Source organism: Nocardioides terrigena, assembly GCF_003047265.1.
GTDB lineage: Bacteria > Actinomycetota > Actinomycetes > Propionibacteriales > Nocardioidaceae > Nocardioides > Nocardioides terrigena.
Genome location: NZ_PZYY01000003.1, coordinates 377376 through 398370, shown reverse-complemented (window position 1 = coordinate 398370; position 20995 = coordinate 377376). Strand labels below are relative to the sequence as shown.

20 protein-coding genes are annotated in these 20995 nt (G+C 72.2%); 11 read left to right on the top strand and 9 right to left on the bottom strand.

Annotated features, from left to right (window positions below; genetic code table 11):
• Positions 1–70: 70 nt before the first annotated feature.
• Positions 71–961 carry a DUF3068 domain-containing protein gene (locus DAE25_RS08610; RefSeq protein WP_159083648.1) on the top strand — a complete coding sequence of 297 codons (891 nt, stop codon included), beginning with the start codon at positions 71–73 and terminating at the stop codon, positions 959–961.
• A gap of 33 nt (positions 962–994) precedes the next feature.
• Here DAE25_RS08610 and DAE25_RS08605 read toward each other — a convergent pair whose 3' ends face one another.
• A complete protein-coding gene (locus tag DAE25_RS08605; protein ID WP_199907492.1) occupies positions 995–1657 on the bottom strand; it encodes a class I SAM-dependent methyltransferase in 663 nt (220 codons plus the stop codon).
• Complete coding sequence (locus DAE25_RS08600; protein ID WP_234410932.1) at positions 1654–2487, bottom strand: class I SAM-dependent methyltransferase; 834 nt, start codon at positions 2485–2487, stop codon at positions 1654–1656. The genes DAE25_RS08605 and DAE25_RS08600 overlap by 4 nt, the downstream gene beginning before the upstream one ends.
• 214 nt (positions 2488–2701) lie before the next feature.
• Here DAE25_RS08600 and rpsA point away from each other — a divergent pair, with 214 nt between their 5' ends.
• Entirely contained in the window at positions 2702–4180 is a 1479-nt protein-coding gene (gene rpsA / locus DAE25_RS08595) for a 30S ribosomal protein S1 (protein WP_056888738.1), read from the top strand.
• 64 nt (positions 4181–4244) lie between these two features.
• On the opposite strand, the gene DAE25_RS08590 is transcribed toward rpsA, so the two are convergent.
• Positions 4245–5519, bottom strand: coding sequence for a class I adenylate-forming enzyme family protein (locus DAE25_RS08590; protein WP_107765771.1), 1275 nt, complete (start codon positions 5517–5519; stop codon positions 4245–4247).
• A gap of 35 nt (positions 5520–5554) precedes the next feature.
• On the bottom strand, positions 5555–5716 hold the full coding sequence (locus tag DAE25_RS23120; RefSeq protein ID WP_159083647.1) for a hypothetical protein: 162 nt from the start codon (positions 5714–5716) through the stop codon (positions 5555–5557).
• A gap of 94 nt (positions 5717–5810) precedes the next feature.
• Here DAE25_RS23120 and DAE25_RS08585 point away from each other — a divergent pair, with 94 nt between their 5' ends.
• The 3 genes from DAE25_RS08585 to DAE25_RS08575 all read left to right on the top strand — a co-directional run bounded on the left by DAE25_RS08585 (position 5811) and on the right by DAE25_RS08575 (position 8989).
• Positions 5811–6761, top strand: a complete 951-nt coding sequence (locus DAE25_RS08585; protein WP_107765929.1) for a helix-turn-helix domain-containing protein — start codon at positions 5811–5813, stop codon at positions 6759–6761.
• A 64-nt stretch (positions 6762–6825) separates the two neighbouring features.
• Entirely contained in the window at positions 6826–8109 is a 1284-nt protein-coding gene (locus DAE25_RS08580; RefSeq protein WP_107765770.1) for an aminotransferase class I/II-fold pyridoxal phosphate-dependent enzyme, read from the top strand.
• A complete protein-coding gene (locus DAE25_RS08575; RefSeq protein WP_107765769.1) occupies positions 8102–8989 on the top strand; it encodes a sulfotransferase domain-containing protein in 888 nt (295 codons plus the stop codon). The genes DAE25_RS08580 and DAE25_RS08575 overlap by 8 nt, the downstream gene beginning before the upstream one ends.
• Positions 8990–8993: 4 nt before the next feature.
• Here DAE25_RS08575 and DAE25_RS08570 read toward each other — a convergent pair whose 3' ends face one another.
• On the bottom strand, positions 8994–10808 hold the full coding sequence (locus DAE25_RS08570) for an ABC transporter ATP-binding protein (protein WP_234410931.1): 1815 nt from the start codon (positions 10806–10808) through the stop codon (positions 8994–8996).
• Between the two features lie 82 nt (positions 10809–10890).
• On the opposite strand from DAE25_RS08570, the gene DAE25_RS08565 reads away from it, so the two are divergent.
• Genes DAE25_RS08565 through DAE25_RS08555 form a run of 3 tightly spaced genes read left to right on the top strand, consistent with a single transcriptional unit; the run spans position 10891 to position 13200 of the window.
• The gene (locus tag DAE25_RS08565) at positions 10891–11301 is read left to right on the top strand and encodes a MarR family winged helix-turn-helix transcriptional regulator (protein WP_234410930.1); all 411 of its coding nucleotides are present in this window, start codon (positions 10891–10893) and stop codon (positions 11299–11301) included.
• A complete protein-coding gene (gene coaE / locus DAE25_RS08560; protein WP_107765766.1) occupies positions 11298–11888 on the top strand; it encodes a dephospho-CoA kinase in 591 nt (196 codons plus the stop codon). Before DAE25_RS08565 ends, coaE begins: the two co-directional genes overlap by 4 nt.
• A gap of 10 nt (positions 11889–11898) precedes the next feature.
• A complete protein-coding gene (locus tag DAE25_RS08555; RefSeq protein WP_234410929.1) occupies positions 11899–13200 on the top strand; it encodes a glycoside hydrolase family 3 N-terminal domain-containing protein in 1302 nt (433 codons plus the stop codon).
• 78 nt (positions 13201–13278) lie between these two features.
• Here DAE25_RS08555 and DAE25_RS08550 read toward each other — a convergent pair whose 3' ends face one another.
• Positions 13279–14268, bottom strand: a complete 990-nt coding sequence (locus DAE25_RS08550) for a sigma-70 family RNA polymerase sigma factor (RefSeq protein ID WP_199907491.1) — start codon at positions 14266–14268, stop codon at positions 13279–13281.
• 611 nt (positions 14269–14879) lie between these two features.
• Positions 14880–16184, bottom strand: coding sequence for a DNA polymerase IV (locus DAE25_RS08545; RefSeq protein WP_107765764.1), 1305 nt, complete (start codon positions 16182–16184; stop codon positions 14880–14882).
• A gap of 160 nt (positions 16185–16344) precedes the next feature.
• Between DAE25_RS08545 and DAE25_RS08540 the strand changes: the two genes are divergently transcribed.
• Together DAE25_RS08540 and DAE25_RS08535 are read left to right on the top strand one after the other, a co-directional pair.
• Positions 16345–17307, top strand: a complete 963-nt coding sequence (locus tag DAE25_RS08540) for a DUF4192 domain-containing protein (protein ID WP_159083646.1) — start codon at positions 16345–16347, stop codon at positions 17305–17307.
• A gap of 75 nt (positions 17308–17382) precedes the next feature.
• On the top strand, positions 17383–18849 hold the full coding sequence (locus DAE25_RS08535; protein WP_107765762.1) for a glutamate--cysteine ligase family protein: 1467 nt from the start codon (positions 17383–17385) through the stop codon (positions 18847–18849).
• 3 nt (positions 18850–18852) lie between these two features.
• On the opposite strand, the gene DAE25_RS08530 is transcribed toward DAE25_RS08535, so the two are convergent.
• Positions 18853–19329 (bottom strand): hypothetical protein, encoded by a 477-nt coding sequence (locus DAE25_RS08530; RefSeq protein WP_107765927.1) that lies wholly within the window; start codon positions 19327–19329, stop codon positions 18853–18855.
• 132 nt (positions 19330–19461) lie between these two features.
• Between DAE25_RS08530 and DAE25_RS08525 the strand changes: the two genes are divergently transcribed.
• A complete protein-coding gene (locus DAE25_RS08525; protein WP_056888727.1) occupies positions 19462–19863 on the top strand; it encodes a universal stress protein in 402 nt (133 codons plus the stop codon).
• A gap of 28 nt (positions 19864–19891) precedes the next feature.
• Here DAE25_RS08525 and DAE25_RS08520 read toward each other — a convergent pair whose 3' ends face one another.
• Entirely contained in the window at positions 19892–20941 is a 1050-nt protein-coding gene (locus DAE25_RS08520; protein WP_234410928.1) for a zinc-dependent alcohol dehydrogenase family protein, read from the bottom strand.
• Between the last annotated feature and the right edge of the window lie 54 nt (positions 20942–20995).

Below are 20995 nucleotides of genomic sequence, written 5' to 3'. Positions count from 1 at the left end.
AGCTGCGTACACAGAGGGCTACCTGCTGGTAGCCTTCGGCGACTCATCGACTCCTGGGAGGACTTTCGTCGTGCGCAAGATCTTTGGTTGGGTGCTTCTGGCGCTCGGCGCCTTCTTGGTGGTGGTCGCCCTCACCGCGACGCTCTGGGCTCCCGGACAGGTCAAGCGGACCCCGCTCGACACCGACAGCACCACGCGCCTGGCGGGATCGGCCGACAAGCTGAACCCCGGGACCGGCGAGGTCGAGAGCCTCGACGTCAAGGCCACGAGCATCACCCAGGCCGACTCGAAGCGCTCGGACGACGAGGTCGTCGTGTTCGTCAACTCGGTCTGCCTCGTGATCGACGAGGGTGACGTCCCCGACTGCGTCGACGCCGACGACCCCGAGGGTCGCCTGGTCTCCGCGTCCACCGACGTCTTCGCGACCGACCGCTCCACCGCGGAAGCGGTCAACGGGGAGTACCTCCCCGCCGGCGCCGAGGAGAAGGAGGGCCTCATCAACAAGTGGCCCTTCGACGCCGAGAAGAAGGACTACCAGTACTGGGACGGCATCCTCGGCGCCCCCGTGGACGCGGTGTACGACAGCACCGAGACGCTCGACGGGCTCGAGACCTACAAGTACCACGTGGTCGTCGACGAGGAGTCGGCCGAGGTCGTGGACGGCGTCCAGGGCATCTACTCCCAGGACAAGTTCCTGTGGATCGACCCGGTGACCGGGTCCATCATCAACCAGACCCAGCAGGAGCTCCGCACCCTCGAGGACGGCGACGTCCTCCTGGACCTCGACCTGGCCTTCACCGAGGACCAGGTCGCCGACAACGTCGAGTCGGCGAAGGACTCCGGCAGCCTGATCGAGCTCATCACCCGGACCGTCCCGCTGGTCGGCTTCATCGGCGGGGCGCTCGCCCTGCTCGCCGGAGCCTTCCTCGTCTTCGCCGGTCGCCGGCGCGAGACCGCCTGACCCTGCTCCACCGGTGCTGGTGGTGGGACCGCGTCAACGACGCCGTCCCACCACCAGCATCTGCTTTCCCAGCACCCGCCAGGCGAGCGGGAACCGCAGGTAGGCGGCGACCATGAACGGCCGGACCTCGACCTTGGCGTCCTTGACGGTGTAGGGCAGGAACCGCGGCACGACGCGCTCGATGTCGTAGCCGTGCAGGCCGAGCGCCTCGCAGACACTCCGGTCGGTGAGCGGCAGGTGGTGGTCGAGGTAGTCCCAGTAGCGCCCGCCGACCGCCCGGATGTTGGGCATCAGGACCACCAGCGCCCCGCCCGGCCGGGTCACCCGACGGGCCTCGGCGAGGGTCGCCGCCAGGGCGTCCTTGGTGGGCAGGTGCTCGAAGAAGTTCGACGTGAACACCGTGTCGACGCTCTCGTCCGCGACCTCGTGCAGGTCGTCCGAACTCGTGGTGAGCACCTCGACGCCCGGGTCGGCGAACCCCACGGTGTCGGGGTTGAGGTCGACGGCGATGCGTCGCCCGGCCCGGACGGCGTTGGTGAACTCGCAGTTGCCGGCGCCGAGGTCCAGGACGGTGCCCTCGACGGGCACGTAGCGCTGGAAGACGTCGCGCACCAGGACGTCCCACAGGATGCGCTTGTTGGCGAGGTCCCGCTCGTCGAACCGGTTGCGGTAGATGGCCTCGAGGTCGTCGTTCACGGTGCGGTCCTTCCGGGGGTCAGGTCGGCCACGAAGATCGCGGTGCCGGGGGTGAGCAGGCCTCGGGTGCGGGACCAGCCGCCCCACACCCGGTCGTGGTCCGCGGGCCACTCGGGCTCGACGAGGTCGCGCAGGACGAAGCCCGTCGCGGAGAGCAGGCGCACCCAGTCGCCGAGCGTGCGGTGGTGCTCGACGTACGCGACCGTGCCCGACTCGTCGTCGACCTCGACGTACGGCGTGCGGTCCCAGTAGGACTGGGAGGCGACGAGGCCGCCGTCGCCGGGGTCGTCGGGGAACATCCACCGTGTCGGGTGCGTGATCGAGAAGGCGTAGCGCCCGCCGGGGCGGAGCACCCGGGCGGTCTCGGTCACCGCGTCCTCGATGTCGTGCACGAACTGGAGGGCCCCGAAGGAGCAGAAGACCACGTCGAAGGTGTCGTCGGCGAAGGGGAGGTGCGTGGCCGTGGCTCGCACGGAGGGCACGACGACCCCGGTGATCTCGTCGATGCGCCGGCTGTGCTGGAGCTGGCGGTGCGAGAGGTCGAGCCCCACGGCGCGACCGCCGTGGTTGCGCACCCAGCGCGAGCACTGCCCGGCGCCGCTCCCGACCTCGAGGACGTCGCGGCCGGCGACGTCCCCCAGGATCCCGAGGTCCTCCTCCGTCTGCCCCTCGGGTCCCCACACGAAGCCCGCGTCGCCCAGGAACTCGCCGTGCGTCGCCTGGTACTCGTCGGCGTACCGGTCCCAGTCCGGACCGTTCGCGCGCCGCGACTCGGACTCGTCGACCGGGCGGCGTTCGACCCGGACGGACTGGGGAAGGTGGTCCTGCACGGGCTCACGGTACTGCCGGGCCCGTGCGCCCGGGGGCGAGGGGGACACACGGGTTGGACGCTCGCGGTCGCACCCGCGTAGGCTGCAGGGTGCGCCAGAGGTCTGCCTGGGTTCCATACGGAGCGGACTCTCGCTCGTCATCTCTCATCGGTGGTGAAACAGGGCTTCCGGCGTGTCCGCACGACTTCTGACCACCCAAGGAATCACTTCCCTTATGACGAGCACCATCTCTACTCTTCCGGACTACGACGCGCCCCAGGTGGCTGTCAACGACATCGGGTCCGAAGAAGACTTCCTCGCGGCGATCGACGCGACCATCAAGTACTTCAACGACGGTGACATCGTCGAGGGCACCATCGTCAAGGTGGACCGCGACGAGGTCCTCCTCGACATCGGCTACAAGACCGAGGGTGTCATCCCCTCGCGCGAGCTGTCGATCAAGCACGACGTCGACCCCAACGAGGTCGTCAACGTCGGCGACAAGGTCGAGGCCCTCGTCCTCCAGAAGGAGGACAAGGAAGGCCGCCTGATCCTGTCCAAGAAGCGCGCCCAGTACGAGCGCGCCTGGGGCACCATCGAGCAGGTCAAGGAGGAGGACGGCGTCGTCGAGGGCACCGTCATCGAGGTCGTCAAGGGTGGCCTCATCCTCGACATCGGCCTGCGCGGCTTCCTGCCGGCCTCGCTCGTGGAGATGCGTCGCGTCCGCGACCTGCAGCCCTACGTCGGCCAGACGCTCGAGGCCAAGATCATCGAGCTCGACAAGAACCGCAACAACGTGGTCCTGTCGCGCCGTGCCTGGCTCGAGCAGACCCAGTCCGAGGTCCGCCACGGCTTCCTCACCCAGCTCCAGAAGGGCCAGATCCGCAAGGGTGTCGTGTCCTCGATCGTCAACTTCGGTGCCTTCGTGGACCTCGGTGGCGTCGACGGCCTCGTGCACGTCTCGGAGCTGTCGTGGAAGCACATCGACCACCCGTCCGAGGTCGTCACCGTCGGTGACGAGGTCACCGTCGAGGTCCTCGACGTGGACATGGACCGCGAGCGTGTCTCCCTGTCGCTGAAGGCGACGCAGGAGGACCCGTGGCAGCACTTCGCCCGCACCCACCAGATCGGCCAGATCGTCCCGGGCAAGGTCACCAAGCTGGTGCCCTTCGGTTCGTTCGTCCGTGTCGAGGAGGGCATCGAGGGCCTCGTGCACATCTCCGAGCTGGCCGAGCGCCACGTGGAGATCCCCGAGCAGGTCGTCCAGGTCAACGACGACGTCATGGTCAAGATCATCGACATCGACCTCGAGCGTCGCCGGATCTCGCTGTCGCTCAAGCAGGCCAACGAGACCGCCACGGCTGCCGACGTCGACGAGTTCGACCCGACGCTCTACGGCATGACGGCCACGTACGACGAGCAGGGCAACTACGTCTACCCCGAGGGCTTCGACCCCGAGACGGGCGAGTGGCTCGAGGGCTTCGACGAGCAGCGTGCGGTCTGGGAGGAGCAGTACGCCAAGGCGCACGCCCGCTGGGAGCAGCACGTCAAGCAGCAGGCCGACGCCAAGCAGGCCGAGGTCGAGGCGAGCGAGGCCACGTCGTACTCCTCGGAGGGCACCGACACCGGCGCCCAGGAGCAGACCGGCGGTTCGCTGGCTTCGGACGAGGCGCTCCAGGCGCTCCGCGAGAAGCTCACCGGTGGGGGCAACTGACCCGCTGCACCACACGTTCCACCAGGAGGCCCGCCGGTTCGCCGGCGGGCCTCCTGCCATTTCGTCAGTCGCCGAGCAGGTCGGGGAGCCGGTCCCGCCGGACCTTGCCCGTGGCGGTCAGCGGGAGCCCCTCGACGTGCACCCAGGTCTTGGGCCGCTTGGCCGGTGCGAGCGTGGAGCGGGCGAGGGCGTCGAGGTCGGCGACCGACGCGCTGCCCACGACCGCGGCGCAGACCCGCTGGCCCCAGTCGTCGTCGTCCGTCCCGAACACGGCGACGTCGTCGACCCCGGGCGCCTCGCGCACGACCTGCTCGACCTCGAGCGGGTAGACGTTGACGCCACCGCTGATGATGAGGTCCGTACGACGCCCCTCGAGGAACACGTAGCCCTCGGTGTCGACCCGGCCGACGTCCCCCACGGTGAAGGCCGGGCCGTCGGGGGTGTCGCGCCAGGCGGCGGCGGTCTTGTCGGGCGCACCCACGTAGGAGAAGCGCGCGTGCGGCGGGACCGCGCACCACAGGGTGCCGCCGGCGTCCACTGAGATCGTGCGACCGGGGCGGGCCCGCCCGACGGTGCCGGGGCGCGCCTGCCACTCCTCGGAGCGGCACGCGGTGAACTGGCCCTCCGTGGAGCCGTAGAACTCCCAGGTCGACCCCTCGGGGAAGAGGTCGACGAGGCGTTCCTTGACCGCCGTGGGGCACGGTGCTCCTGCGTGGGCGACGAGCCGGAAGCTGGACAGGTCCGGGACGCCCACCTCGTCCCAGTGCGCGAAGAGGCGCTGGAGGTGCGTGGGGACGCAGAACATCGTGGTCGGCCGCTCGGCGGTGATCGCGGTGGTGATCGCCGCGGGGTCGAAACGACCGGGGACGACGATCCGGCCACCGGCGAGCAGTGTCCCCGTGGCGAAGCGCAGGGGTGCGGAGTGGTGCAGGGGGCTCAGCACCAGGTTGACGTCGTCGGCGCAGAACCCCCACAGGTCGCGCTCCTCGGCGACCAGGGCGGCGGCCAGGTCCGGGGGCAGCAGGCCGGAGTCGACGCCCTTGGGGGTGCCGGTGGTGCCGCTCGTGCAGTGCATGGGCCGACCGCGGGGGAGCGTGCGGCGGGGGTCCGGGTCGGCGAGCTCCGCCAGCAGTGCCTGCACCCCCTCGGTCGTCGTGACGAGCAGGTCCGGGGAGATGGGGGCCAGGATCCGGGTGCGCTCGGGCTCGGTCAGGGCCGGGTCGAGCGGGACCGGGAAGACGCCGCGGCCCAGCAGGGCGAGCACGAGGTCGACGTACGCCTCGGAGCCGGGGACGAGCAGGGCCACCCGGGAGCCCTCGGTCAGGTCGGCGGACGTCACCCCGCCATCCAAACAGAGCCGGTCGGACGGGCGGGTCAGGCGTGGCGGGGCACGACGTGGCGGCGGAGGTCGACGGGACCGAGCTCGTCGTGGTCGTCGGCGACGTTGGCGGGGCCGGCGAAGTGGTCGTGCCGGGCGTAGCGCACCAGCAGGACGGACAGGGCGATGAGGACGAGGATGAAGGCGAAGGTGGTCATGGCAGTAATCATGCGCTGGTTGTGATCCGGCCACGAGTGGCAGCAATGACAGGGTCCGTTGATTTCCTGCCAGACGTCCGTCATGCTGGCGGACATGCTCTCCAACGTCGCCGTCCTCGTGTGGGACGAGGTCGCCCTCTTCGAGCTCGGCGTGCTCTGCGAGGCCTTCGGGGTCGACCGCAGCGACGACGGCCTTCCCGTGCTCGACTTCGCCGTCTGCGGTGTGGAACCGGGGCAGGTGCGCACCTCGCTGGGCTTCGGGATGGAGGTCCTGCACGGCCTTGACCGGGTCGCCGAGGCCGACCTGGTGTGCATCCCGGCGATGGGCATGGAGGGTCCCGTCCCCGCACCTGTCATCCGGGCGCTCCGGGACGCCGTCGACCGGGGGGCCCGGGTCCTCTCGGTTTGCACCGGCGCGTTCGCCCTGGGGGAGGCGGGGTTGCTCGACGGCCGTGAGGCGACCACCCACTGGAAGCACACCGACGAGCTCGCCGGTCGCTTTCCGCTCGCGCGGGTGGTGCCCGAGGTGCTCTACGTCGACGCCGGCGCGGTCATCACCAGTGCCGGCTCGGCCGCCGGCCTCGACGCCGCCCTGCACCTGTGGCGCGAGGCCTACGGTGCCGCTGCGGCCAGCACGGTCGCCCGCCGGATGGTGGTGCCGCCGCAGCGTCCCGGCGGGCAGGCGCAGTTCATCTCCCGCCCGGTGCCCGAGTGCACCTCCGACTCGCTGGCCCCGCTGCTGGAGTGGATCCAGGGCAACCTGGGCGAGGAGCTCAGCGTGGACCTCCTCGCCCGCCAGACCCACATGTCGGCCCGCACGTTCGCGCGCCGGTTCAAGGAGGAGACGGGCACGACGCCGTACGGGTGGATCCTCGCCCAGCGCGTCCAGGTCGCCCAGGCGCTGCTCGAGCAGTCGGACCGCTCGATCGAGTGGATCGCCTCCGAGGTGGGGTTCGGCAACGCGGCGACGCTGCGCCACCACTTCACGCGGGTCCGTGGGGTGAGCCCGCAGCAGTACCGCCGCACGTTCTCCTGCACGGCGTGACCGTCCGCCTCCCGCGACTGGACGCGGCAGCCCCGCCGGCGCGGCACCTCGGTAACCTTGCGGTGTGACGCACACGCCGCTCTCCGACCTGTCCCACGACGACCTCCTCGCCCTGCGCGAGCGGCTGCAGGCGTCGTACGACGAGCTGAAGGGTCGCGGCCTCTCGCTCGACCTGACGCGGGGCAAGCCGTCCTCGGCCCAGCTCGACCTCGCCGACGAGCTGCTTCGCCTGCCGCGGGGGTGCACGGACCGCAGCGGCACCGACGTGCGCAACTACGGCGGGCTCGCCGGCCTCCCGGAGCTGCGCGAGATGTTCGCCGAGCTGCTCTGGGTGGAGCCCGAGCAGGTCGTCGCGGGCGGCAACTCCAGCCTCACCATGATGCGCGACACCCTCGTCTACCTCCTGCTCTTCGGAGGCGTGGACAGCGACCGGCCGTGGGGCAAGGAGAGCGTGGTCAAGTTCATCTGTCCCGTCCCCGGCTACGACCGGCACTTCGCGTTGCTCGAGTCGCTGGGGATCGAGATGATCACCGTCCCGATGAACGACGACGGCCCCGACGCCGAGGCGGTGGCCCGCCTCGTCAAGGAGGACCGGTCGATCAAGGGCATGTGGGTCGTCCCCACCTACGCCAACCCGGCCGGTTCCGTCTGCACCCAGGAGGTCGCCGCCCGGCTCGCGTCGATGGAGACGGCGGCCCACGACTTCAAGATCTTCTGGGACAACGCCTACGCCCTGCACCACCTCACCGAGGACGAGGCCAAGAGCGCCGACATCCTCACCCTGGCCGCCGCGAGCGGCCACCCGCACCGGCCGATCATGTTCGCGTCGACGTCCAAGATCACCTTCGCGGGCGCGGGGGTGGCGTTCCTCGCGGCGTCGGTCGAGAACGTGAACTGGTACCTCCAGCACCTGGGCAAGGGCTCCATCGGCCCCGACAAGGTCAACCACCTGCGCCACGTGCAGTTCTTCGCCTCGGCGCAGGGCGTGCGGGACCACATGGTCCGGCACCGCGAGATCATCGCGCCCAAGTTCGCCGCGGTCGACCGGGTGCTCACCGAGCGCCTCGACGGCCACGGGGTGGCCCGGTGGAACAAGCCGCGGGGCGGCTACTTCGTCAACCTCGACGTCATGCCCGGCACGGCGTCTCGGGTCGTCTCGCTGGCCAAGGAGGCCGGGATCGCGCTGACGCCCGCCGGGTCGTCCTTCCCCCTCGGCCAGGACCCGAACGACGAGAACATCCGCCTCGCCCCGACCATGCCGCCGCTCGAGGAGGTCACCGAGGCCATGGACGGCGTGGCCACCGCCGTGCTGCTCGCTGCGGTGGAGAAGCTCCTGTCCGGTGGCTGAGTCGGCGGGTGGCGAGGCGGTCGACGGGGACTTCCAGCCCTTCACCTTCTCGATCGTCGGCGTGCAGAAGGCCGGCACCTCCACGCTGCAGTGGATGCTCAACCAGCACCCGCAGGTGGCCCGGCCGCCGCGCAAGGAGATGGGCTGGTTCGACGTCGACGAGGCGACGTGGCGCGACGTCGACCACGCGTCGTACGGCGTGCGGCGGACGTCGCCGCAGCAGCGTGCGCTGGGCGACGCGACGCCCCGCTACCTGCTGATGCCGGGCACGCTGGAGCGGATGCGGGACCGGCTCCCCGACCTGCGCCTGATCGCGATCTTCCGCGACCCGATCGACCGGCTCGTGTCCCAGTGGGTGATGGTCCGCGAGCGCCAGCCCGACAAGGCGCCGGACTGGCCCGAGATGATGGCCTGGCGGCCGCCGTCCTTCCCCACGATCCTGCCCGAGGAGCTCACTGGTCCGGGCGGGCGGGCCCGCTTCCTGCGCGCGTCCGGGGTGGTGCGCGGCTACTACGGCGGGCAGGTCGAGCACGGCCTCACCGTCTTTCCCCGTGACCAGTGGCTCTTCCTGGACTTCCCGTCGCTGCTGGCCGACCACGCACGCCACCTCGACCTGGTCACCGACCACATCGGGGTCGACCGCTTCCGCAGCCACCCGCCGCTGAAGAAGCTGATGGCGGGCTCGCCCACGATCACCGGGACGGCGCCGACCGGCGAGGACCTGATGACGCTGGCGCGCGCGCTGGAGCCCGAGCTGGCCCAGTACGTCGCCCTCACCGGTCTGCCGGTCGAGCACTGGACCACCGAGCGGCTGCTGCGCGGCGACCTCGACGCCGACGAGCAGGCGGCCACGTACGCCGCCAAGGCCGGGCTGGCCTGAGCCATCAGGCCGCGACGTCCTCCAGGCCGCCGCGCACGAGGGTGGCGTAGTGGCCGCCCCGGAGCAGGAGCTCCTCGTGGGTGCCGAGCTCGACGACCCGCCCACCGGAGAGGACCGCGATCCGGTCCGCCTCCCGGACGGTCGACAACCGGTGGGCGACGGTGATCGTGGTGCGACCCCGGGCCAGGGCGTCGAGTGACTCCTGGACGGCCCTCTCGGTCTCGTTGTCCAGCGCGCTCGTCGCCTCGTCGAGGACGAGGACGGCCGGGTCGCGCAGCAGGGTCCTGGCGATGGCCAGCCGCTGCTTCTCGCCCCCGGAGAACCGGTGGCCGCGCGAGCCCACGACGGTGTCGTAGCCGTCGGGCAGGCTCGTGACGAGGTCGTGGATCCGTGCGCTGCGGCACGCCTGCTCGATCTCGGCGTCGGTGGCCTCGGGTCGGGCGTGGCGCAGGTTGGCGCGGATGGTCGTGTGCATCAGGTAGGTCTCCTGGGTCACCATCCCGACGCGGGACGCCAGGTCGGTGGCCGCGACGTCGCGGACGTCGACGCCGTCGACCAGCACCCGACCCGAGGTCGCGTCGTGGAGGCGGGCCACGAGCCCGGCCAGGGTCGACTTGCCGCTGCCGGTCTCACCGACGAGGGCGAGGCTGGAGCCGGCCGGCACGACGAGGTCGATGTCGTGGAGCACCGGTGACTCCGACCCGTAGGCGAAGCCGACGTGCTCGAACCGCACCTCGCCCCCCGAGGCGGGCAGGGGGACCGGGGCCGTCGGCTCGGCGAGGTCGACCGGCAGGTCGGCGTACTCGAAGATCCGGGAGAAGAGCGCCATCGACGAGGTGATGTCGACGCCGAGGTTGAGCAACCCCATCAGGGGCCGGAACAGCGTGCCCTGGAGCGCGACGAAGGCGACGAGGGTGCCGATGGTCATGCCGCCGGAGGTCGCCGGCAGTCCCGCGGCCAGGTAGATCGCGGCCGGGACCGCGGCGAAGACGACGCTCATGGTGGCCATCCGCCAGCGACCGGCGAGCCGACTGCGGATCTCGAGGCCCACCAGGTCGGCGGACGTCTCCTCGAAGCGGGTGCTGAGCGCGGTGCCGGCGCCCAGCGTCTTGGTGAGCAGGACCCCGCTGACCGAGAGCCCCTCCTCGATCTGGACGTGCAGGTCCGCGAGCCGGCGCTGCCGCTGGGCGGTGATCGCGTGCCGCATCCGGGCGACCTGCCGGGTGAGCAGCACGGCGGGCGGCAGGACGACCAGGGACAGCAGGGCGAGGCGCCAGCTGAGGGCCACCATCGCGACGGCCGTGCCGGCGACGACGGTGACGTTGGCGGCGATCGACGTCGCCGTGCTGGTGACGACGCCCTGCATGCTGCCGATGTCGTTGATCAGTCGCGACTGGACGTCCCCGCCGCGGGTGCGGGTGAAGAAGCCCAGCGACTGGCGCTGCAGGTGGGCGAAGAGGTCGCTGCGCAGGCGGTGCATGACGCGCTGGCCGACCGAGGTGGCTAGCCACGTCTGGACGACGCCGATCACGGCGGTGGACACGGCGACGCCGAGCATGGCGAGCACGAGCACCACGAGCAGGCGCACGTCCTGGCGGGGGAGCGCCTCGTCGATGACGCGGCGCACGAGGAACGGCTGGGCCAGCCCGATGAGCGAGCTCACGACGATGAGGGCGACGACGATCGTCAGCGTGCCGCGATGGGGCGCGAAGAGTCGCGCGACGCGGGACAGGGGGACGGGGTGGTCCGCGAGCTGCCGCCGGTCGGCGGGGTCCGGACGGCCGCTGCGGGAGCGGTAGGAGCCTGTGGGGTCGTCCACGCGACCAGCTCCTTCCTGTGGTCGGAGATGGTGAGGTTGCCTCACCATGAGGGTGCAACGCCATCTCCGCTATGTTTGTTCCGTGACCGACCAGACGGGGGACCTGCTGATGGCGGCGGCCCGTCGTGTGCGTCGCGAGTACGCCGCCGCGCTCGCGGAGTTCGGCACCACCCCGTCGCAGTCGCGGGCCCTGCGCGTGATCGCCGCCGACGCGCCGGTCCGGCCGTCCGTCCTGGCCGAGTCGCTGCACATCGCCCCGCGCTCGGCCACCGAGGTCGTGGACGCGCTCGAGCAGCACGGCTGGGTCCGCCGCTCGCCCGACCCTACGGACCGCAGGGCCACCACGCTCGCCGTGACCGACGAGGGCCACCTCCTGCTCGCGCGCATCGGCGCGGCGCGCCGGGAGGCGGGGGAGCGGGTGCTGGGGGCGCTCGGCGACCGGGACCGCCGTACGCTCGACCGCATCCTGAGGACGTTGGGGGAGCAGCAGTGAGCAAGCGGGTCGGACTGACCGGGGGCGTGGCCTCCGGCAAGAGCACCGTCTCGGCGATCCTCGCCGAGCTCGGCGCGGTGGTGATCGACGCCGACGCGCTGGCGCGCGACGTGGTCGCCCGGGGCACTCCCGGGCTGGATGCCGTGGTGGCGGAGTTCGGTCCGGCCCTGCTGACGCCGGCGGGGGACCTCGACCGCCCGGCCATGGGACGGCTGGTCTTCGGCGACGAGGGCGCCCGCAAGCGGCTCGAGGCGATCATCCACCCGCTCGTGATCGAGCGGATGGCGACCCTGGAGGCCGCCGTGGACGAGGACGACGTCGTCGTCCACGACATCCCGCTGCTGGCCGAGGGGGGCAGGGCCGACACCTTCGACGCGGTGGTCGTCGTGGACGCTCCCCGGGACCTCCAGGTCGAGCGGATGCTGTCGGAGCGGGGCTGGACCCGTGAGGACGCGGAGTCGCGGATCGCCGCGCAGGCCACCCGTGAGCAGCGCCGGGCCATCGCCACGCACGTCATCGACAACAACGGCTCGCTCGAGGAGCTGCGGGCCCGCGTCGAAGCGGTCTTCGACGAGCTCCGCGGGTAGCCTGCAGGCCGTGCGACTGCCTCTCCTGACGACCGCGACGGCCCTCACGGCGGGGGCGCTCCTCATCGGTGGCTGTGCCACCGCTCCGGAGCCCGAGGCGCCCGCGACCGCCCGCACGAGCAGCCCGACGGTGGAGGCGGAGACGCCCGAGCCGACGCCGACCACCGACCCGGACACCCCGCTGGGGTGGGGGCCCACGGCGGGCGAGCTCGAGGACGCGCAGGCCCTGGTGGCCGGGTGGACGCCCGAGCAGCTCGCGGGGCAGGTCATCGTCGGCCGATACCACGGCACCGACCCCGCCACCGTGGCCGCGATGGTGCGCGACCACCACCTCGCCGGGATGTCGGTCACCAGCGGCAACATCCTCGACGAGGCGCAGGTGCGCGCCACCACCGCGGCGATCAGCGACGCGGTCGCGGCCGACGGGCGGGAGTTCCCGGCCGTCATCGGCGTGGACCAGGAGGGCGGCTACGTCTCGCACCTGCGTGGCATCGCCACCGAGTTCCCGGCCTTCGACGCGGCCGGCGCCGCGATCACCGCCGACGGCCCGACGGGGCGCGAGGTCGTCCGCGAGGCGGCGTACGCCACCGGCATGGAGGTGCGCGACCTCGGCTTCACGTGGGTCTTCGCGCCGGTCGCCGACGTCACCATCGGGGCCGCGGACCCGACGATCGGCACCCGCTCGCCCAGCGAGGACCCGGCGGTCGCGGCCAAGGCCACCGCCACGGCGGTGCGGGGGTACGACGCCGCGGGGATCGTCTCCACCGTCAAGCACTTCCCCGGCCACGGCGCCGCCACGAGCGACAGCCACGAGACCCTGCCGGTGCTCGACTCCACGCTCGAGGAGATCCGCTCCCACGACCTGCCGCCCTTCGAGGCCGCCATCGCGAGCCACGCCCCGGCAGTGATGATGAGCCACCTCGACCTGACCGCCATCGCCCCCGGTGTCCCGGCGTCGCTCGCGCCCGAGGTCTACGACCTGCTGCGCGACGACCTCGGCTTCGAGGGCGTGACCATCACGGACTCGCTCGGCATGGGCGCCGTCGCCGCCAGCTACAAGCCGGCCGTGGCCGCCCTCAACGCGGGCGCCGACCTGCTGCTGATGCCAGTCGACACCGTCGAGACCCACCGGGTGCTCACCAAGGCGATCAACGACGGCGACGTCACCCGCGAGCGCGCCGAGGAGGCCGCCGCCCGCGTCGTGGCCCTCCAGATGTGGCAGGGGCGCACCGCCGACGCGAGCCCGGTGCCCGCCGACGTGTCGACGCTGGCGAGCGAGGCGTCCGCGGCGCTCGGCTCGGCGGCCTACTGACGCAGGACGACCGACGCGACGAGGCCCGCCCCGACGGCGTCGGAGCGGGCCTCGTGCGGTGGGACCGGGTTGCGGACCTCAGGCGGCGGTGCTGCCGGTCGCGAGGTCCGGGTCGCCGATGCGGCGGAGCTTCTGCAGGGCCTCCCGCTCGAGCTGGCGGACCCGCTCGGCGGAGATGCCGTGCTTGGCGCCGATGTCGGCCAGCTTGTGCTGGCGACCGTCGGTGAGGCCGTAGCGAGCCCGGATGATGTCGGCGGCCCGGTCGTCGAGGTGGGCGACGAGGTCCTCGAGGCGCTGGCGGGCCTCGACGTCGAGGAACTCCAGGTCCGGCCCGGGGGCGGTCTCCTGCGCCATCAGGTCGCCGAGGGAGGTGTCGCCGTCCTCGTCCACCGGGGTGTCGAGGGAGACGTGGTCGCGACCCCACGACATGAGGTCGAGGACCCGGTCGATCTCCATCCCGAGCTCCAGGGCGATCTCCTGCGGCTCGGGGTCACGGCCGAGCTGGCGCTCCAGGGTGCGGCGCGCACCGCTGACCTGGTTGAGCTCCTCGACCACGTGGACCGGCAGGCGTACGACGCGGGCCTGCTGGGCGATGCCGCGCGTGATGGCCTGGCGCACCCACCAGGTCGCGTAGGTCGAGAACTTGTAGCCCTTGGTGTAGTCGAACTTCTCCACGGCGCGGATCAGGCCGGTGTTGCCCTCCTGGATCAGGTCCAGCATGGGCATCTGGGAGCGGCCGTACTTGCGCGCGATGGAAACGACCAGGCGCAGGTTGGCGGAGATGAACTGGTCGACGGCCCTGCGGCCCTCCTCGGCCAGCCACTCCAGCTCCTCCTGGTTGGCGCTCATAGGGGCACCGCCCTTGCGGCGGCCGATGCGGCCCTCCTCGAGGAGCTTCTCGGCCAGCAGGCCGGCCTCGATGGTCTTGGAGAGCTCGACCTCCATGGCGGCGTCGAGAAGGGGAGTGCGGGCGATCTCGTCGAGGTACAGGCCGACGCTGTCGCGACCCTCGATCTCACGCGTGGTGCTCGTCCGGGTGCTCCTGGCAGTGCTCTGTGCGGTGCTCATCGTCGTCTCCTCCTCCGTGGCGTTGCGCCGAATACCTCGCCACGTCATCTCCAACGGCCTGCGTGGACGAGAGATTCCCCGGCCCCGATTGCTCGGCCCTTCACCTGACTCGACGTCCCGGCGAGCACGAGAGTTGCCTTCCGGCACAACTCTCAGGGACTTCTCAGGGGTGGTTCGGAGACGGCCGCCCGCGGGATTGCCCGCGGGGTGCCCCGAGTTCCCGCCGGGGGAATTCGTCCACAGGCTGGTCCACATGTGTGTGGACAACTGGGGCGGACCTGTGGAGCACCGGCCCCGGACTGTGGAGGCGGCTGTGGGACTGGAGGAATGTGGCGCGAACCCCTTGTGCGGCCGCGCACGGCGGGCATAGAACTCTCTCACCAGCACCGCTCGCGGGGCTGGGGATCGGACAGGCAGAGAGATCCGTACGGCGAGCTCGCTCGCTGCGGGGGCCCGGTGACGGGGATCCCGGGATCCGACTCCCGTCCAGGTCGATCGGACGTCACCCAGCCGATCAACCCGAGGGGCTCCAGGCGCTCATACCGGCTGGAGCCCCTCACCTCATTTCCACCGGGTCGGGAATTCCACCGGTTCGGGCAGTCCCCGGCTGCTCAGTCCTCCGCCGGCCGCGGTGCGGGCGCGAGTGCCGGGTCGTCCACGGCGTAGGACCGCACCGGCCCGGGCGGGGTGTCGGCGGTCTCGAACCGCACCGTCACGACGCCGCGACCCGACCCCCACACCCAGCCGGCACCCATCTCCGCGTGGACGACGTCCATGCCGGGGGAGAAGTGGCGCACCGACGGGGCGGGCTCCGGGACGACGACCTCCTCGGGCTCGGGGTCGGTCTCGCCGAACAGGTCCTCCTGGATCCAGTCGGCCAGCCCGGAGACGCCCACGCCCAGCAGTCGGACACCGCCGGAGGTGTCGAGGTCGGCCAGCAGTGACCGGGCCAGCCGCGCGATGGTCGGCGCGCTGTCGGTCGGGCTCGCGAGGGTCGAGGAGCGGCTCAGGGTGGTGAAGTCGTGCAGTCGCACCTTGATCGTCACCGTGCGGCCCGAGAGCCCGTGCTTGCGCAGCCGGGCGCCGACCTGAGTGGCCTGACGGGTCAGCAGGGACTCCATGAGGCTGCGGTCGGTCAGGTCCGTGTCGTAGGTGCCCTCGCTGCTGACGGACTTGGTCTCGCGGTCGGCCACCACCGGGCGGTCGTCCTCGGCTCTCGCCAGCTGGTGCAGGCCGTGCCCGTGCGCCTTGCCGAGCAGCCGGACCATCTCGTCCTCGTCCACGGCCTCGAGGTCGGCGACCGTGTGGATGCCGACCCGACGGAGCCGTTCGGCGGTCGCCGGTCCGACGCCGGGGATGACGGTGACCTTCATCGGACGCAGCAGGTCGCGCTCGGTGCCCGGGGGGACGACGGTCAACCCGTCCGGCTTGTCGAGCTCGCTGGCGACCTTGGCGATGAACTTGGACGTCCCGATGCCCACGGTGCCGGTGAGCCCGCCGCTGACCTCCTGCACCCGCTGCCGCAGCTCCTCGCCGAAGGCGGTCACCGTCCCCACCTCGAGGTCGGGCAGGTCGGCGCGCTCGAGGTCCACGAACGCCTCGTCCAGGGACAGGGGCTCGACGAGCGGCGAGGCGGCGCGCAGCACCTCCATGACCCGCGCGCTGGTCTCGCGGTAGGCGTGGAAGCGACCCGAGAGGAAGGCTGCGTGGGGGCACCGGGCGCGTGCCTCGCGTCCCGACATGGCCGAGCGGACGCCGTACACGCGGGCCTCGTAGGACGCGGTGGCGACGACGCCGCGCCCACCCGTGCCGCCGACGATGACGGGCTTGCCGCGCAGCGACGGCTTGTCGCGCTGCTCGACCGCGGCGAAGAAGGCGTCCATGTCGAGGTGCAGGACCGAAGCGGTACGACGCATCAGTCGACGTCGTGTCCCGGGGCGCGGTAGAACCCGGAGCGACGCATGTCAGCCATTGTCGCAGGCCACCGGGCGTCCACAGGCGCCTGCCGCGGGGGAGCCGTCCACAGCCCGGAGACGTGCGGGTGAGAGCGCCGGCGCACGCGGGGACCGTCTCCGCATGACACCGACACCGACAAACACCCCAGCCTCGCTCGTCGCCCGCACCCCCGAGGACATCCTCGCCTTCGTCCCGGTCGCCCTCGGGTTCCCTCCCGAGTGCTCCGTCGCGATGCTCACCTTCGGTCGCGGGCAGTCCTTCCACGCCCGGGTCGACCTGCCCGACGACCCCGATGACGTCGACGAGGTCGTCGACGCACTGCTCCGGCCCAGCCTGCGGCACCGGGTCCGCCAGGTGGTCTTCGTGGTCTACGACGACGACACCGTCGTGGCCGACGAGTCGGCCTGGTCGCTGCACGAGACCTTCACCGAGCGCGGCATCGAGGTGATCGACGTGCTGCGGGTGCACGACGGCCGCTGGTTCGCCGTCCTGCCCGGTCGCCCACCCGAGGCGTACGACGGCGTCCCCTTCGACTCCGGGTCGCACCCCTTCACCGCCCGCGCGGTCTTCGACGGCCGCGTCACCCGGGCGTCGCGCGAGGAGCTGCGCGCCACCCTCGACCCCGTCCCCGACGAGGTCGCCGCGTCCGGTGCCCTCCTCGCGACCTCCCCGGCGCCGCTGACGGGGGACCGGGTGCGTGCCGTGGTCGCCCGCCACGGTGACGGACCGGTCCCGGTGCCCACCGACGTCCTCGTCCCCCTCGCCCTGGCCCTGCGCGACCCGGCGTCGCGCGACCAGGCCTGGGCCGGACTGTCCCGGGGCGTGGCCCGCGACCACGTCGAGCTGTGGAGCGACGCCGTGCGGCGGCTGCCCGACGACCTCGTGGCGGGTCCTGCCGCGGTGCTCGCCGTCGCCGCCTGGCTCGCGGGGGAGGGGGCGCTGGCGTGGTGCGCGGTCGAGCGCTGCCGCGCCGTCGACCCCGGCCACTCCCTCGCCCGGCTGGTGGCTGATCTGCTCGACGAGGCGTGCTCGCCCGAGCTGTGGGAGCCGGTGCGCTCGTCGTGGGAGCGCGGGGCGGCCTGAGCCCCGCGAGGGAGCCTCCATCCCACGGGGGGTGACACCTGTCGCGAGGGCCTCCCGCGTGGCTAGGGTCCACCCATGGGAGAAGAAGTCGAGCAGCAGGAGTTCTCGCGGGCCGATCGCACGCGCCACCGCGAGAAGGTGCGGCGCAACCTCGACGTCTTCGCCCGGATGCTCCGGGAGGCGCGCTTCGACACCGACGACCCGATGACCGGGCTGGAGGTGGAGCTCAACCTGATCGACGACCGCGGCGACCCGGCGCTCAAGAACGCCGAGGTGCTCGAGGCGATCGCCCAGCCGGAGTTCCAGACGGAGCTCGGCCAGTTCAACATCGAGATCAACGTGGACCCTGCGACGCTGCGTGAGGGTGGCCTGACGACCTTCGAGGACAGCCTGCGGCGCTCCCTCAACAAGGCGGAGGACGCGGCGAGCGAGGTGGGCGCGCACCAGGTGATGATCGGCATCCTGCCGACCCTTGCCGAGGGCCACATGTCCATCTCCTCGCTGAGCGCCAACCCCCGCTACAAGCTGCTGAGCGAGCAGATCCTCGACGCGCGCGGCGAGGACATCACGATCAGCATCTCCGGTCGCGACCGGCTGTCGACGACGGCCGACTCGATCGTGCCCGAGGCGGCCTGCACGAGCACCCAGTTCCACGTGCAGACGTCGCCCGACGACTTCGCCAACTACTGGAACGCCTCCCAGGCCATCGCCGGTGTGCAGCTCGCGGTGGGTGCCAACTCGCCGTACCTGCTGGGCAAGGAGCTGTGGCGCGAGACCCGCATCCCGTTGTTCGAGCAGGCCACGGACACCCGCAGCGAGGAGCTCAAGGTCCAGGGCGTCCGCCCCCGGGTGTGGTTCGGCGAGCGGTGGGTCACCTCGGTGTTCGACCTGTTCGAGGAGAACGTCCGCTACTTCCCGGCCCTGCTCCCGATCACCGACGACGAGGACCCGCTCGAGGTGCTCGAGGACGGCCGCACTCCCGAGCTCTCGGAGCTCCGGCTGCACAACGGCACCATCTACCGCTGGAACCGGCCGGTCTACGACATCGCCGGCGGGGTGCCGCACCTGCGCGTCGAGAACCGTCTCCTCGCCGCCGGCCCCACGGTCGCCGACACCATCGCCAACGCTGCGTTCTACTTCGGCCTGGTGCGGCACCTCGCCGAGAGCGAGCGCCCGCTGTGGTCCCAGATGTCCTTCTCGGCCGCGGAGGAGAACTTCCACGTCGCGGCCCAGCAGGGTGTCGACGCCCAGATCTACTGGCCCGGCATCGGCCAGGTGCGTGCCACCGAGCTCGTGCTGCGCCGGTTGCTCCCGATGGCGGCCGAGGGCCTCGACGCCTGGGGCGTCGAGGGCGCGGTCCGGGACCGGCTCCTCGGCATCATCGAGCAGCGCTGCCTGCTGGGGACCAACGGGGCGGAGTGGTTCGTGGGGCAGATGCGGCGGCGGGCCGACATGGAGACGTACGACGCGCTGCGCGCCACCACGCTCGACTACCGCGAGCGGATGCACACCAACGAGCCCGTCCACACCTGGGGCGACTGAGGGTCACGACCGGTTCCCGGCCGGCGGGGGAGGAGAGCCCGAGCGTCGCCGCAGCCGGCGCCACTCGCGGCGCACACCCGTGACGGGGTCCAGCCAGCCGTCGCGGGTCACGACGACGAACGTCGCGTCCAGTCCCGCCTCGGCGTACGCCGCGCGGGTCGCGGCCGACCAGACCATGTCGGCGTCGTGGACATCGAGCGACCCGGCACGCGTCAACCAGGCGAGCGGGAGCTCGTCCCGGCCCGGCGTTGCGGCCAGCTCGCGTCGTGACCGCTGGAGGAGGGCCCCGACGACGTCGACGGCCAGCGCCGGGTCCGGCGGTTCGTCGGGGTCGGTGACGAAGCACGCCGCCGGCCGGCCGGGGACGCCCACCCGCAGGGCGGGTGGAGGGCGCCGCCGGTGCTCGCCCTCGCGGAAGTCGAGCACCGCCGCGCGCAGGGCGACGTGCGTCTCGCGCGTGATCGGGGCGAGCAGCGGCATGGCCCACAGCCTGCCCTCCCGGGACGGTTCGTGCGCGTCGTCGTCCACAGCCTCCCGCTCGGGGCCCGGATTGGGTACGGTGCCAGCACCCGGCGCGCACCGATGCGCGACCGGCCTGCAGAAGGAGGCGCCATGGGCACCGTCGTCGTCGGATACGTCCCCAAGCCGGAGGGCGAGGCCGCACTTGCGACCGCGATCTCCGAGGCCAAGCTGCGCGGCAGCAAGCTCGTGGTGGTCAACTCCCACCGCGGCGGGCACGACTACGACCAGGACAGGGCGCAGGCGGCCGAGGGCGAGATGGACAACGTCCGCAAGACGCTCGACGAGTCCGGCCTGGAGTACGACATCCGTCAGCTCGTGCGCGGCTTCGAGCCGGCCGAGGACCTGATCAGCCTGGCCGAGGCCAACTCCGCCGAGCTGCTCGTCATCGGGCTCCGCCGCCGCTCGCCCGTCGGCAAGCTGATCCTGGGCAGCAACGCCCAGCGGATCCTCCTCGACGCCCACTGCCCGGTGCTGGCGGTCAAGGCCGACTGACGCTCCTGCCGACCTGGCGTCCGTCCCGTCAGGGGCTGACGTTGATCACGGCGGCGCCCGTGACGGCGTCGCCGGCGAGGTCGGCGAGCGCCCGATCGACCTCGCCGAAGGCATAGCTCGTGACGCGGGCTCGCAGCCCCAGCCGTGGTGCGAGCCGCAGCAGCTCCTCGCCGTCGGCGCGCGTGTTGGACGTGACGCTGGTGAGGGTCCGCTCGCGGAACAGGTGCTCCTGGTAGTCCAGGCGGGGGATGTCGCTCAGGTGGATCCCGGCCACCGCCAGGGTGCCTCCCTGCTCGAGCGCGGCCAGGGCCGTCGGCACCAGGTCGCCGACGGGAGCGAAGAGGATGGCCGCGTCGAGCGGCACCGGCGGCCGCCCGTGGGCCGGTCCTGCGGAGGCGGCGCCGAGCTCGGTGGCCAGCTCACGCGCGGCGGGGTCGCGGGTGAGCACGTGCACCTCCGCACCCTGGGCGAGGGCGAGCTGGGCCGTGAGGTGGGCGCTCGCCCCGAAGCCGTAGATCCCCAGACGTCCACCGGGGGGCAGTGCGGCGCGCTTCAGGGCGCGGTAGCCGATGATGCCCGAGCAGAGCAGCGGGGCGACCTCCGCGTCGGAGCCCGGGCCGGGCAGCGCGTAGGCGAAGGCCTCGGGCACGACGGCGTACTCGGCGAAGCCTCCGTCGTGGTCCCACCCGGTGTACTGCGAGGACCGGCACAGGTTCTCCCGACCGAGGCGGCAGGCACGGCACCTCCCGCACGTACGTCGCAGCCACGCGATGCCCACCCGGTCGCCGACCGCCAGGCGACCGGCGGCCGGACCGAGGGCGACGACGCGACCCACGACCTCGTGGCCGGGGACCACCTGCATCGCACGCGGCGCGAGCTCGAGGTCCGCCAGGTGGAGGTCGGTGCGGCACACGCCGCAGGCGGTCACGCGGACGAGCACCTCGTCGGCCGCGGGCGTCGGCACCATCCGCACGACCTCCTCGAGGCGTCCCGGCGCCCCCGGCCGGCCGCTGACCACCCAGGCACGCATCGTGGCGGGGACGCCCGCCACGTCAGCCCGCGTGATGTCGTCGTCCACGCACCCAGCCTGCAACCCGCTGCACCACCGGCACAGGGTCGGAGGTCCCCGGAC